This window comes from Streptomyces sp. AN091965 (assembly GCF_022698285.1).
GTDB lineage: Bacteria > Actinomycetota > Actinomycetes > Streptomycetales > Streptomycetaceae > Streptomyces.
On record NZ_JALDMY010000001.1, the window covers coordinates 743944 to 757106 of the forward strand.

General features: G+C 72.6%; 12 protein-coding genes. 7 read left to right on the plus strand and 5 right to left on the minus strand.

Features of this window, described 5'->3' with window-relative positions; all coding sequences use genetic code 11:
• Positions 1-91: 91 nt before the first annotated feature.
• The gene (locus tag MQV74_RS02770; RefSeq protein ID WP_242714392.1) at positions 92-1264 is read left to right on the plus strand and encodes a serine hydrolase domain-containing protein; all 1173 of its coding nucleotides are present in this window, start codon (positions 92-94) and stop codon (positions 1262-1264) included.
• A gap of 102 nt (positions 1265-1366) precedes the next feature.
• On the opposite strand, the gene MQV74_RS02775 is transcribed toward MQV74_RS02770, so the two are convergent.
• The 4 genes from MQV74_RS02775 to MQV74_RS02790 form a co-directional block, all read right to left on the minus strand.
• A complete protein-coding gene (locus MQV74_RS02775; protein ID WP_242714393.1) occupies positions 1367-2167 on the minus strand; it encodes a GNAT family N-acetyltransferase in 801 nt (266 codons plus the stop codon).
• A 90-nt stretch (positions 2168-2257) separates the two neighbouring features.
• Complete coding sequence (locus MQV74_RS02780; RefSeq protein WP_242714394.1) at positions 2258-2746, minus strand: hypothetical protein; 489 nt, start codon at positions 2744-2746, stop codon at positions 2258-2260.
• A gap of 126 nt (positions 2747-2872) precedes the next feature.
• A complete protein-coding gene (locus MQV74_RS02785; RefSeq protein WP_242714395.1) occupies positions 2873-3907 on the minus strand; it encodes a sulfotransferase in 1035 nt (344 codons plus the stop codon).
• Positions 3908-4091: 184 nt separating this feature from the next.
• Positions 4092-5570: an MFS transporter gene (locus MQV74_RS02790; RefSeq protein WP_242714396.1), complete on the minus strand. Its 1479-nt coding sequence runs from the start codon at positions 5568-5570 to the stop codon at positions 4092-4094.
• 232 nt (positions 5571-5802) lie between these two features.
• Between MQV74_RS02790 and MQV74_RS02795 the strand changes: the two genes are divergently transcribed.
• On the plus strand, positions 5803-6807 hold the full coding sequence (locus MQV74_RS02795; RefSeq protein ID WP_242714397.1) for a YdcF family protein: 1005 nt from the start codon (positions 5803-5805) through the stop codon (positions 6805-6807).
• 43 nt (positions 6808-6850) lie between these two features.
• Here the strand turns inward: MQV74_RS02795 and MQV74_RS02800 are convergent, their stop codons facing one another.
• Positions 6851-7774: an LLM class flavin-dependent oxidoreductase gene (locus tag MQV74_RS02800; protein WP_242714398.1), complete on the minus strand. Its 924-nt coding sequence runs from the start codon at positions 7772-7774 to the stop codon at positions 6851-6853.
• Positions 7775-7883: 109 nt separating this feature from the next.
• Here MQV74_RS02800 and MQV74_RS02805 point away from each other — a divergent pair, with 109 nt between their 5' ends.
• The 5 genes from MQV74_RS02805 (at position 7884) to MQV74_RS02825 (ending at position 13162) form a co-directional block, all read left to right on the plus strand.
• Entirely contained in the window at positions 7884-8297 is a 414-nt protein-coding gene (locus tag MQV74_RS02805; protein ID WP_242714399.1) for a helix-turn-helix domain-containing protein, read from the plus strand.
• Between the two features lie 320 nt (positions 8298-8617).
• Positions 8618-9364 carry an FG-GAP repeat domain-containing protein gene (locus MQV74_RS02810; protein ID WP_242714400.1) on the plus strand — a complete coding sequence of 249 codons (747 nt, stop codon included), beginning with the start codon at positions 8618-8620 and terminating at the stop codon, positions 9362-9364.
• A gap of 237 nt (positions 9365-9601) precedes the next feature.
• On the plus strand, positions 9602-10243 hold the full coding sequence (locus tag MQV74_RS02815; protein ID WP_242728491.1) for a helix-turn-helix transcriptional regulator: 642 nt from the start codon (positions 9602-9604) through the stop codon (positions 10241-10243).
• 160 nt (positions 10244-10403) lie between these two features.
• On the plus strand, positions 10404-11081 hold the full coding sequence (locus MQV74_RS02820) for a DUF4255 domain-containing protein (protein WP_242714401.1): 678 nt from the start codon (positions 10404-10406) through the stop codon (positions 11079-11081).
• Positions 11078-13162: an ATP-binding protein gene (locus MQV74_RS02825; RefSeq protein WP_242714402.1), complete on the plus strand. Its 2085-nt coding sequence runs from the start codon at positions 11078-11080 to the stop codon at positions 13160-13162. Before MQV74_RS02820 ends, MQV74_RS02825 begins: the two co-directional genes overlap by 4 nt.
• Position 13163 lies beyond the last annotated feature (1 nt).

The following is a 13163-nucleotide window of genomic DNA, read 5'->3' on the forward strand; positions in this document are numbered from 1 at the left end:
CTCCCCCTGGCCCCCGCAGCCACCCGCCCGTCGTCGCGCACCCGTACACTTCCTCCGTCAAATGATCTTCGTTGACCCTGGGGGAACACAGATGTCCAAGCGTGTGACGCGGAAGAAGCGGGCGGTTCTGCGGGGCGTGGCCGTGGCGATCGGCGCGGCCATGGCCTTCACCTGCGCCACCGGCACCGGGAGCGCGGCCGAGGAGTCGGGTCGGCACGAAGCGACCCAGCAGGCCCTCAACGCGCTCGAGCGGGCCGGAATGCCGGGCGTGGCCGCCGAGGTGAGCGGGCCGCGCGGCAAGTGGTTCGGGTCCGCCGGTTACGCCGACACCGCGACCAAGCGCAAGCGCACCCCCGCGGACCACCTGCGGGCGGGCAGCAACACCAAGTCCTTCATCTCCGTGGTCCTGCTCCAGCTGGAGGCCGAGGGCAAGCTGAGCCTGGACGACTCCGTCGAGCGCTGGCTGCCGGGCGTCCTCAAGGGCAACGGCTACGACGGCACCAAGGTGACGGTACGTCAGCTCCTCAACCACACCAGTGGCGTGCACGACATGGTGTCCACGCCGGAGTGGCGGGAGTACATGAACGGCCCCGGCTTCCTCGCCCACCGCTACGAGACCTGGACGCCGCAGCGGATCGTCGGTCTCGCGCTCAAGTACAAGCCCGACTTCGAGCCCGGCACCAGCTGGAACTACTCCAACACCAACTTCGTGCTCGCGGGCATGGTCATCGAGAAGGTCACGGGCAACACCTACGCGCACGAGGCCGAGCGGCGCATCGTCAAGCGCCTGAAGCTGCGCGAGACGACCTTCCCCGGCACCGACCCGAAGATGCCCGCCCCGTACGCGATCGGGTACTCCAAGCTGTACGCGGCGAACCCCGGGCCCGAGATCTACGACGCGACGGAATACAACCCGGCGTGGTCGGGCGCGACCGGCGAGATCATCAGCACCACGGGCGACCTCAACCGCTACTACAGCGCGCTGCTCAAGGGTGAGCTGCTGCCGACCGCCCAGCAGCGCGAGCTCCTGGACACGGTCAAGACGGGCACCTTCTTCGACTACGGCGCCGGACTGATCGTCCGCACCCTGTCCTGCGGCGTGAAGGTCTACGGCCACGACGGCATCGTCTGGGGCTCCCTGACCAGCACGGCGACGACGGCCGACGGCAAGCACACCCTGACCTTCCACCTCAACGGCGACTGGCTGGAGGACGGCAAGCCCTACGAGGACGTCTTCGAAGCCGAGTTCTGCGCCAAGGGCTGACCGCCTTCGCCCTCACCGAGCTGACCGCCGCCGAGGAGGAGCGGATCGCCGCGCTCGTGAAGCGGGCGGTCAGCTGAGTGCGCGGGCGAGGCGGACCCGGGGTCAGCCCTTCACGCCGTAGAAGTGGATCGGCGAGTTCGGCCTGAAGCCGATGCGGGGGTAGACGGGCGCCCCCGCCGCCGTCGCGTGCAGGGTGGCCCGGGTGAGGCCGGTGGCACGGGCACCCTCGTGCAGGGCCTTCCGGGTCACCGCCTCGCCGTAGCCCCGGCGCTCCCACGCCGGGTCCGTGGCGACGAGCACGACGAACAGCCGCCCCTCCGCCGCCACCGTCGCGGCGCACGTCACCGGTACGCCGTCCCGGACGCCCAGGTAGGCGTGCACCTCGCTCTTCCACAGCGCGGAGCCCACGAGCCCGGCGCGGCCGTCCTCCAGCGGGAACCCGTAGGCGCGCGAGTTCAGATCCGCGTACGCCTCCAGCTGTTCGTCCGTGGTCACGCGGACGAACGTCAGCTCGGGGTGGGACGGGTCCGGGACGGGCAGGAAGTCCCCGGCCATGCCGGTGCCGGGGAAGGCGTACTCAAGTCCCGCCTTCTCGGCGGCCGTTCGCACGCCCGTGCGCGCCTCGTCCCCGAGCAGGTCCTCGAAGAGCCACAGGAATCCGGGGTGCTCCTTCGCGCGCATGACGTCCGCCGCCTGGCTCAGGCGCTCCTCCACGAGCGCGGAGTCCGCGTCGACTTCGGTCAGCGTGACGCAGTTCCAGAAGGCGAACCGGCTGTCGGCCCAGCGGACGGCGATGCCCGGGAGGTCCCGCACATCGGCGCCCGCATCGCGGTCGAGCACCATGGCGCGCCACACCGTGGCGAGCTGCTCCATCGACTCGACCGACTCCGTACGATCCGTCATCAGTGACCCCTTGCGTAGTGGCGTTGTGCGGTGGCGCTGACAAGGTATCGAGGGGATCGACGGAGCCGACGAGCTCCGACGGACGCCGGGTCAGATGCCCATGGAGGCCATCTCCATCGCGGTCCGGTAGTTCCGGGCCACGTTCACGACACAGATGCGGTAGGTGCGGTTCTCCTTGACGACGAGGAAATAGTCGCGCAGCTGCTTCCAGTAGTTGCGCAGGTAGCTGAGCCCCGGCAGGAACGCCGGGGGTCTGGGCACGAGCGCGAACGCCTCGGAACAGCGCAGGATCTCACCGGTGGCCTGGGACAGCACGTCGGCGACGTCGGTGTTCATGTCCCAGCCCGCGGCCTGGTCGGGCCAGATCGCGGCGGCGATCTGCCGCAGCTGCTCCTGCTCCTCGGGCGGCAGGGAGCCGAGCAGGACGCGCTGTTCCGTCGCCGGGCCCTGTGCCGTCGTGGCGCCGTGCGCCGCCGTCGTGTCCGCCGCGCTCGCGACCGAGGCCGTGCCGGTGGCCAGCAGGCCGCCGACGACCAGGGCCGCGACGGCGGGTACCAGACGGGTCCGCTGCATGCTCATGTCTTGCTCCTTCGTTTCGATCCGCTGGACGTGCCAGCCGACCGTCACACGGGGGCGTGGGCGGGGCAACGGGATCTTCCGCCCCTGTCCGAGAACCGCCCTACAAAAGGCGATCGCGCGTCTCGCTCACCGGCCCCGGTGCCCCGCCAGGACGCGGGTGCCCTCGGCGCAGCTCTCCCTCAGCTCGTCGAACTCCGCGTCCGTCAGCGTCCGGGCGGAGCCGCGCCGGCTGGGGTCGAGCAGCGCGCAGGCGCCGTCCAGCCACTGCGGGAGCGGTGCGACGCCGACGAATGCGGCCAGGCGGGTCAGCTCTTCGCGGGGAGCGTCGAGAAGGTCCTCGTAGGCGAGCGTGGCCCGCTGATCGGCGGGGAGACGGTTCAGGAACTCCGCTCCCTCGGTGACGAGTTCCGACCACAGGCTGCCGAACGTCCGCAGGGGGATGTGCCGGTCGCGTACGAGAGCGGCCTCGAAGCGGTCCCCGAGCAGCGGCGCGAGGTCCTCGGGCAGCGCCCGTACGTGCGCCTCGGTCAGGTCGGCGAGGTCCTCGACGCCCGCCCTCGCCTTGATCTCGCGCAGCAGGGAGATCGCGCGGTATCCGGTGTGGCGGCTCATGGACAGGGCGCAGTCCGGCCCTTCGCGGAACATGTGCACGAACCGCGCCTGCGGGAAGGCGGCCCGCAGCACGGGTGCCCGGCCGGTCGAGTAGCCGGAGCGCTCCACGACGGCGGTGCGTCCGAACCGCGCGCAGAGCAGGTCGAACAGCGCCTCGTGGTGTTCGGCGGCGGTGCGCTCGGGCCAGGGGGCCACGGCCGCGCCGAGCTCGTCGAGGAGTCCGTCGGGGTCGTCGCTGAGGTGGGGCAGGACCATGAGGGAGAGCGCGGGGATGCCGGTGGTCTCCGACGCGTACCGTCCGGGGCGGCGCGTGTAGAGGAACTCCGGCAGCGGCACCCCGCTGCGGATCATCCGCTCGAAGTGCGGGGCGGGCCGGAACAGCGCCTGCCAGAACTCCGCACCGGTCACTTTCCCCTCGGGGAAGGCCGCGTCGCCCACGGACGCCATGAACTCGTTGAGGCTGAGGACGTCCGGGTGCGAGTTGAGAATGCGGGACAACGCGGTCGAGCCGCTGCGGCCGGTACCGATGACGAAGCTCAGGGTGCGCACGGTCACTCTCCGGGGCCTGGGGAACGTGGATGACTGCGGGCGACGGGTCCACTGCCGACGGACGACGGGACGACCCCGTGGGCCGAAGCCTTCCCTCCACCGGCGGCACCAGCCACCGCCCGCTGGTGGTCCTCCCCCGCCGCGCGCTCGCCCACCCACTCCGGCTGTCGGGCCGCGGAGGGGATCAGCTCCGCGCGCCCGTGGGGGTCGTGGTCGACAGAGGGGCCGCGATGTCCTCCAGGGAGCGGCGTTCGGCGTTGACGGCCAGGGCCGCGGCCGTCAGGCCGGCCAGGGTCATCAGGGCGGCGCCGATCCGGAAGGCGAGGGCCGTGTCCGCGATGACGCCCGTCTCGGTCAGCTTCGAGAAGAGCAGGGGGCCGCTGATGCCGCCCGCCGCGGTTCCGATGGCGTAGAAGAAGGCGATGGCCATGGCGCGGGTCTCCATCGGGAAGATCTCGCTCACGGTCAAGTAGGCCGAACTGGCCCCGGCTGAGGCGAAGAAGAGGACCACGCACCAGCAGGCCGTGAGGGTCTTCGCGGTGAGGTGCCCGCCGTCGAAGAGCCAGGCGGTGCCGAAGAGCAGCAGCCCGGAGAGCACGTACGTACCGGAGATCATGATGCGGCGGCCGAGCGTGTCGAAGAGGCGGCCCAGGAGCAGCGGCCCGAGGAAGTTGCCGACCGCCATCACGGCGAAGTAGTAGCCCGTCGAGCCGCTCGGCACGTCGTAGAACGTGGTGAGGATCGCGCCGAAGCCGAACGTGATCGCGTTGTACAGGAAGGCCTGGCCGATGAAGAGCGAGAAGCCGAGGGCGGCGCGCTTGCGGTAGGTGGACAGGACGGTGCGGGCGATGACGCCGAAGCCGATGCCCGCGCGCGGGTGGACGGTGATCTCGCCCTCGGGTTCCGGGAGCGGGCGGCCCTTCTCGGCCGTGATGCGCTCCTCGATGCCGGTGACCAGTTTCTCCGCCTCCTCGCCGCGGCCGTGCAGGAAGAGCCAGCGCGGGCTCTCCGGCACGTTCCGCCGCACCAGCAGGATGACGAGGCCGAGGACGACGCCCAGGGCGAACGTCAGCCGCCAGCCGACGTTCATCGCGAAGAGGTCGGTGTCGAGTGCGAGGACCGAGAGGAGGGCGCCGCCCACCGCGCCCAGCCAGAAGCTGCCGTTGATGACGAGGTCGACGCGGCCCCGGTAGCGGGAGGGGATGAGCTCGTCGACGGCGGAGTTGATGGCCGCGTACTCGCCACCGATGCCGAATCCGGTGAGGAAGCGGAAGGCGAAGAACCACCAGCTGGAGAAGGACACGGCGGTCAGCGCGGTCGCCGCCAGATAGACGGCGAGGGTGATCAGGAAGAGCTTCTTGCGGCCGTAGCGGTCGGTGAGCCAGCCGAAGAACAGCGCGCCCGCGCAGGCGCCCGCCACGTACAGGGCCGCGGCGATGCCCGTCACCTGCGCCGCGCCGACGGGCAGTCCGCTGCCCTCCTCGGACAGGCGGCTTGCGATGCTGCCGACGACCGTCACCTCGAGGCCGTCCAGGATCCACACGGTGCCGAGCCCGATGACGACCGTCCAGTGCCAGCGCGACCACGGCAGCCGGTCGAGGCGCGCGGGCACGGCCGTCGTGATCGTGCCGGCCCGCGCGTCCACCGGGTCGTCCGTCGCCATCGCCGCCTCCTTCGTCCGCGCGGCCCGGGAACCTCCTGTCCGGGGTTCCGGGCCGCGCCCCGTCCGTCGCGCAGCACCGCGTTCCCGCTGCGCCCCTGTGCACACGTCCTCGGAGACCGTACGCCGGACAAAGGTGACAACCTACGACATCCACCCCGCCCCCTCGGGCCCGCGGTGGGGGTGTGGTGCGGGAACGGCCTTCGGCTCGCGCCGGGCCGCCTACGCTGTGCGGGTGTGGGTATACGCGCCGGCGGTTCTGCTCTTCCTGGTCTTCTGTTGGCGGGTGCTGCGTGAGCGCCGGAAGTTCAGCAACGCGGTGCTTCTGGGCCTCACCGCGCTCAGCGCCCTCGTCGCGTGGGTCGCGGAGCTGATCAGATCCGGTTCGGCCTCGGGGACGCTCGTCGCCGGGTCGTTCCTCGCGGTCGGGGCCCTCGGCATCCTGCTGCTCACGGGTCTGCTGTTCCTCAACGGTCTGCAGATGGTGCGCAAGGAGGGCCGCAGCCTCACCAACCTGTTCTCGCTGATGGCCGCGGTGTCGGTGCTCGCGGTCATCGCCCTGCTGATCACGGCGGCGGTGGCGGGGACGCCGGTGCTGCTCGGCATCGGCGCGACGGCCCTCGGCCTGACCTGCTACCTCTCGTTCCTGTTCCTGTGCTTCGTCGGCTACTCGTTCCTCTACGGCCGCCTCTACGTCCGCCGCAAGGCCGACTACGTGGTCGTGCTCGGCTCGGGCCTGATCGGCGGGTCCACCGTTCCGCCCCTGCTCGCGAGCCGGCTCGACCGGGCCCGGGAGGTGCACGCGCGGCTCACCAGGCGCGGCAACTCCCCCGCCGTGATCACCTCGGGCGGGCAGGGGCCCGACGAGGACCTGCCGGAGTCCCACGCCATGGCCGGCTATCTGACGGACCGGGGCTTCCCCGAGGAGCTGATCGAGCGGGAGGACAAGTCGACGACCACGGAGGAGAACCTGCGGTTCAGCAAGGCGATCATGGAGAAGGCGAACCCCGACTACCGGTGCGTCATCGTCACGAACAACTACCACGCCTTCCGCGCCGCCCTCACCGCGCGGCGGATGGGGATCCGGGGGCAGGTGGTGGGCTCGCCCACCGCCTCGTACTTCTGGCCGAACGCGACCATCCGCGAGTTCACCGCCCTGCTCGCCGCCTACAAACGGACCAACGCCGCCGTCCTGCTCCTGTTCGTCGTCGGGGGCGTGCTCGTGTGGGCGACGCGCTGAGGGGCGCCGCCCCGGGCCCTTCCCGCCGCCGGGAAGCGCGTCCTCAGCGCAGCAGGAGCTCTCGGGTGCGGGCGAGCAGGTCGTACTGCCGACGCAGGCCCCCGCCGGACAAATTGACGACGAAGGTGCTCGCGCCCTCCCGGCGGTACTGATCGAGCCGCTCGGCCAGCAGCTCAGGAGGGCCGCTGACGACCAGGCGGGTCGCCTGCCGCTCGGACAGCCCCTCTTCCCCGGTGAGCGAGCGCAGATGGCGGACCAGGCGCCGGTTCCCCTGGCGGTTCTCCTCCGGGTCAGTGCTCAGGGCGGCGAAGACCGTGGTGCCGACCTCGGGTGCCCGCACGCCCGCTTCGGCCGCCAGCTCGGCCAGCCTGCCGACCCGCTCGCCCAGCCGGACGGGTTCGAGCAGCGAAGCGAGCCAGCCGACGCCGTGGTCCAGGGCGCGCCGCAGCGCGCGGTCGGACATGCCCCCCACCCACACCGGAGGCGCCGGAACCGCGGGGTCCAGCGTCAGCACCGGCCCGTCCGGCTCGGTCAGCAAGGCCGTCGCCCCGCCCGCGAACAGCTCGGGCAGCGCCCGCAGCACCGCATCGGTCCTGCGGCCCCGCCCGGCGAACGGAACCCCGCCGAGGGGCCAGTCCTCGGGGTGGACGCCCGCGCCGACCCCCAGGACCACGCGGTTGCCGGACAGATACTGCAACGATGACAGCTGCTTCGCCGCCCAGGCCTGCTGCCGCAGCGCCAGGAGCATGACGGCGAAGCCGATGCGCACGCGCTCGGTGACCGCGGCCGCCGCGCTCAGCGCGACCACGCTCTCCAGGAACGGCGTACGCGCGCACAAGCGGTCGCCCGCCCACACCGTGTCGAGGCCGGCCTGCTCGGCGTGGCGGGCCAGCGCGGGGATCTCCCGGAGGCTCCCTTCGCCGCGCGCCACGAAGGTCGGAAGGCAGACTCCAAGATTTATCGACATAACGATCCTCATTCGTGAGGGCGGCCGCGGCCGTCAACGGGAGCGGCGGCCTCCGGCGTTCGGTCAGGCGACCTTGCCCGGTCAACCGGGGTTGAGTTCAACTGGCGCGATGAACGACCTGGCTTCGATCCGGCGCGTCGCCGACCACTTCGACCTGCCCGTGTCCACGCTCCACTACTGGGAGCGCCGCGGGCTCCTCGCGCCTCACCGGCGCTCCGGGCAGCGCTACTACAGCGCCGATCAGTTGTTCCGGATCGCGCTCATCCGGTTGTGGCGGAGCACGGGGCGAATGTCCTTGGACGAGATCGCCGCGCTCCTCGCCGCACACGCGGAAGCTCCCGACTGGCGGGATACGGTCACCGCCCGGATAGCCGCCATCGAGACCGAGATGGCCCGCCTCGACACCGCCCGCGCCTATCTGCGCGGCCTGCTGACGTGCTCCCGCGAGGAGGCGCTGGAGCACTGTGAGGGCTTCCGCGCCCTGGTGCCGCTCCCGGTGGACGCGCCCCTCGAACAGAGTTAGAGCGCCTCGCGGCAGGGCTGGTTGCCTGATCCGCAGCAAGCTTTTGAAACTGTTCCTCCGCTGTTCTTCGCGCGGTTCGAAGCGTCCCACGGCCGCGTTCCAGGCGACTTGCGTTTCCCCTGGTCAGGGGCTGTTTTGGCGTTCCAGTGTCCCCAACTTCCCGGCATTCCTGGCGGTCGGGGCGGGTCAGCGCACATGCTCGAAAGGTGCTCATCGGACGGGTCCCTGCGTCCGGCGTCGGGCTTCCCCACCGCACGGGACGCGGGGTGAGGCCCGGTTCGGGAGCACGACAGAGCAGCAATGACTTGAGGAGTTCGTAGATGTTTCGCAAGCGCTCACGTCTGATCGCCGCGCCGGTCGCAGCTGTCGCCCTGACCCTGACGGTCGCCGGTTACCAGGCCAACGCGGCCGGGTCGTCGGGTTCGGGCGACGCGGAACGGTCGGGCGCGGCCGCTCGGGCTGCGGCCGCGTGCCTGTCCGGCACCACGACGCTGCTCGGCGACCTCGACGGCGACGGCCGGGCGGACAAGATCAGCAACCCCGGCCACACCGGCACCAAGATGACCATCCAGTGGGGCAAGGCCGACGGCACGTTCGGCAGCAAGCAGAACGTCAGCAAGCTCGTCGGCGCGCGCACCGGAGAGGTCGCGACCGCCGCTGTCGCCGACTTCCAGAACGACGGCAAGCTGGACGTCGTCGTCAACATCGTCAAGCCGTCCGGCGTGGACGACCCCGCGACGGCCCGCGTCGCGGACTACCGCCCCGGGCCGCTCAAGCGGTCGAACCTGAGCTCCACCCGCACCCGGCACCTGGACATCGGCGACTCCCGCGAGGCCAAGCAGCTGCGGGTCGCCAACTACGGCGGCGACGCCTACCCGGATCTCGCGATCCTCAGCAACGCCGGTGACGGGGTCTGGGAGCGCAACGTCCGCCTGTCGAAGGCGAGCAGCGGCCCGGGCAAGTACAACTCCGAGCACGAGCAGAGGTACGGCGCCTGGGGCACCCCGGCCGAGCCGCCGTCCATGCCCACCAGCGGCTGGAAGCACTTCTACAAGCCCTGCTCCTGACCCCCGCGGGCGCCGCCGGCCTTCCGGGCACCGGCGGCGCCCGGCCCCGGGACCGTGCGCGGTCCCCGGCCGCAAGCCCCCTTCGGCTCGTCCCCAGCCGGTGCGCCCTCCCCCCTCTTGGCCACCTCTTGGCCCGCCTCTTGGCCCGCCTCGCACCGCGCTCCGCGAGGCGCACACCGCCACAGTCGCACCCGCAGAGCAGTTGCAGAATTGAGGATTCGCTTGTCCACCTCGCCCCTGGCCCTCGTGACCTCCGCACCGAAGCCGAACCGGGTCCGGACCACCGTCACCGCCCCCGATCCGATCAGCCGCGAGGGGGTCCTCAGCCAGCTGCGCCGCTACCCGGAGATCGAACTGTCCGAGGACTCCGGCCCCGCCGCGGTCGCCCTGCTCATCGAGGACGTGCTCGACGAGGGCGCGCTCACCCGGCTGCGCCGCACCGTGCGCAGCGAGGGCTCGCGTGCCGTGCTCGTCGTGGGCACGGTCCGCGAGCACGAGCTCCTGGACGTCCTCGAGTCCGGCGTCAGCGCCATCGTCTGGCGCCGCGAGGCCACCGCCCGCCGTCTCGTGCACGCCGTGCTCACCGCTGCCAAAGGAGGTGGCGACTTACCCGCTGACCTGCTGGGACGGCTCATCAGCCAGGTGGGACGCCTGCACCGGGGCCGCGCCGACCAGCCCGGCGGCTCCCTCGGGCTCACCCAGCGCGAGGCGGACGTCGTACGGCTCGTCGCCGAGGGCCTCGACACCTCGGAGATCGCCCGCAAGCTGTCGTACTCCGAACGCACCGTCAAGAACGTCATGCACGGCCTCACCACCCGCCTGCACCTGCGCAACCGGGCGCACGCGGTGGCCTACGCCCTCCGCGAGGGCTACATCTGACCGACCGGGCCACCCGGGCCGCCCCTTGGGGCAGCCGCGCTGCCCCGCCGCCGTCCCCGCCGTGCCTGCGATCCGGTGAGCGCGGGGAGCACCATCGATGGGCGGGCCCGAAGAGTCGGCAGGGCGCGGACGCCGGGCGGGAGCGTGAGAGTGATGCAGAGTGATTCATGAGGTGGACGAGGTCCTCAAGGGCCTCATCGGCGGCGGGACGCTCGCCGGCTCCGGCATCGACGTCTCCTTCGACCTGCCCACCCGCGACTGGGCGGCCCGGCGCAACGCTCCCGTGGTCAACGCCTACTTGTACGACATCCGGGAGGACGTCTCGCGGCGCCAGCGCGGCCGCACGGCGCTGCGCGACGACCGGGCCGTCGTCGTGCGCCACCGCAGGCCCCCGCGCTGGTTCCGGCTCTCCTACCTGGTGACGGCCTGGACGAAGACGCCGCAGGACGAGCACCGGCTGCTGTCCGCGGTCCTGGCGACACTGCTGCCGCACGAGCTGATCCCCGCCGACGAGCTGCCGGGAGCGCTCGGGCGCCTCGGCCTCGCGGTGCCGGTGGCGGTGGGCGACTTCCCGTCGGAGGCCCGCTCCCTCGCCGACGTCTGGTCCGCCCTCGGCGGCGAACTCAAGCCCTCCGTGGACCTCGCGGTGACGGTGCCGTTCCCGGCCTACCCCGACTACGACGCCGGTCCCCCGGTCACCGAGGGGGCGACGGTCCGGGTGAGCGGAATGGGCAGCTCCGCTCCCGCCTCCACGGAGCGCACCCACCGGCCCCACCAGGTGGCGGCCGCCCGCGCCGCGCACGAGCGGGCGGCGGGGAGCCGCACGGAGCAGCCATGAGCACCTCGCCCCCGGACACCTCGGCGCCCGCGGCCGAACCGCCCGTCGATCCCGGCGCGCCGGGCCCGGCGCGCTTCCTGCTCGGCCGCCTCGCCGCGCTGCGGCACTCGGTCACGGCCCTGGTCGCGCACCGCTCCGCCGACGACCCCACCGCACACGACCCGCTGCGCGGCCTGTACGTGTCCCAGGAGGCCGTGAGCCGACTGCTGCGCGCCCCGGAAGCCGCGTCACCCGACGGGGACGTACGCCTTGACGGGCCGCTTCTTGACGGACCGGCTGCCGGGCCGACCGACGGACACGCCTCGCGGCCCGACGCCCCCGACGACCGGCTCACCCGCACGGCCGCCCGCCTCGGACTCACCGAGCTGGACACCGCCGTGCTGCTCATCGCCCTCGCGCCCGACCTGGACCGTGCCTTCGAGCCCCTCTACGGCTACCTCAACGACGACGTGAGCCGCCGCCGCGCCACCGTGGGACTCGCCCTCGACCTGTGCGGCACGCCCGCACACCTGCCGGGGGCGCGCGCCCGTTTCCATCCGTCGGGGCCGCTGCGTGCCTTGAGGCTGGTGACCGTCGAGGACGCCGACCGCCCGCTGCTCACCCGCTCGTTGCGCGTCCCGGACCGGATCACCGCCCATCTGCTGGGCGACGACACACCGGACGCGGCACTCCTCGGCCTCCTGCGCGCCCTGCCGGATCCGCTGCCCGCCACGCAGGACGACGAGCCGTTCGTGCGGCGGCTTGCCGCCCAGCTCAACGACAGGCCCCTGACCGCCTATCTGCGGGAGCACCGCGCGGGCGACGCGCAGGCCGCCCTCGCCGCCGCCCTGCGCGCGGCGGGGCTCGGCGCCCTGTCCTACTCCGGCTGCGCGGACCGCGTGCCCGAGCTGCTGCGGGAGGCCCGCCTCAGCGGCCGCGCGGTCGTGGTCTGCGGCCTGCCGGAGGACCCCGGCCCGATGGTGGCCGAGCTGACCGCGGCCACGGACGTGACCGTGCTGCTCGCCGACCCCCGCCCCTACGACCCGCAGTGGTCCGCGCACGACCCGCTGGTGCTCCAGGCCCCCCGGTACGCGGCGGGAGGCACGGCCGCCTGGCGGGCAGCGCTCGGGCCGGACGCCGACGGTTTCGACCTGGCCGGCACCGTCGCCCCGTACCACCTGGGGGGTGAGCGCATCGCCCGGGCCGGGCGGGCGGCCGCGGCCCTCGCCGCCTTCGACGGGGTTCCGCTCGCCGCCTCCCACGTGCGGCTCGCCGCGCGCCAGCAGTCCGCGTCGGGCCTCGAACAGCACGCCCGGCGCATCCGGCCCGCGGTGGACTGGGGCGACCTGGTCCTGCCCGACGCGCCCCTCACCCAGCTGCGCGAACTCTCCCTGCGCGCCCGCCACCGCGACCGGGTGCTCGGCGACTGGCGGCTCAGCGCGGGCGGCGGCCGGGGGCGCGGCGTGCTCGGGCTCTTCGCGGGCGAGTCCGGCACCGGCAAGACCCTGTCCGCGGAGGTGATCGCCGCGGACCTCGGGGTCGATCTGTACGTGGTCCTGCTGTCCTCGATCGTGGACAAGTACGTCGGCGAGACCGAGAAGAACCTCGAACGGATCTTCACGGAGGCCGACCGCACGGACGCCGTGCTCCTCTTCGACGAGGCCGACGCCGTCTTCGGCAAGCGCTCGGAGGTCAAGGACGCCCACGACCGGTACGCCAACATGGAGAGCGCCTACCTGTTGCAGCGCCTGGAGTCCTTCGACGGCATCGCCCTGCTGACCACCAATCTGCGGGCCAACATCGACGACGCGTTCACCCGCCGTCTCGACCTGGTGGTCGACTTCCCCTTCCCGGACGCCGGCCAGCGGCACGCGCTGTGGCGGCACGGCCTGTCGCACGTGCCCCGCGCCGAGGGCATCGACGTCGGCTCCCTGGCCGAGGAGTTCGAGCTGGCGGGCGGTTCGATCCGCAGCGCGGTGGTCACCGCCGCCTATCTCGCCGCGGGCCGGGACGGACCGGTCGCGGCGGTCGACCTGTGGGAGGGCGCCCGCCGCGAGTACCGCAAGGCGGGGCGCCTCGTGCCGGGCGAAGCCGGCTGGTGAG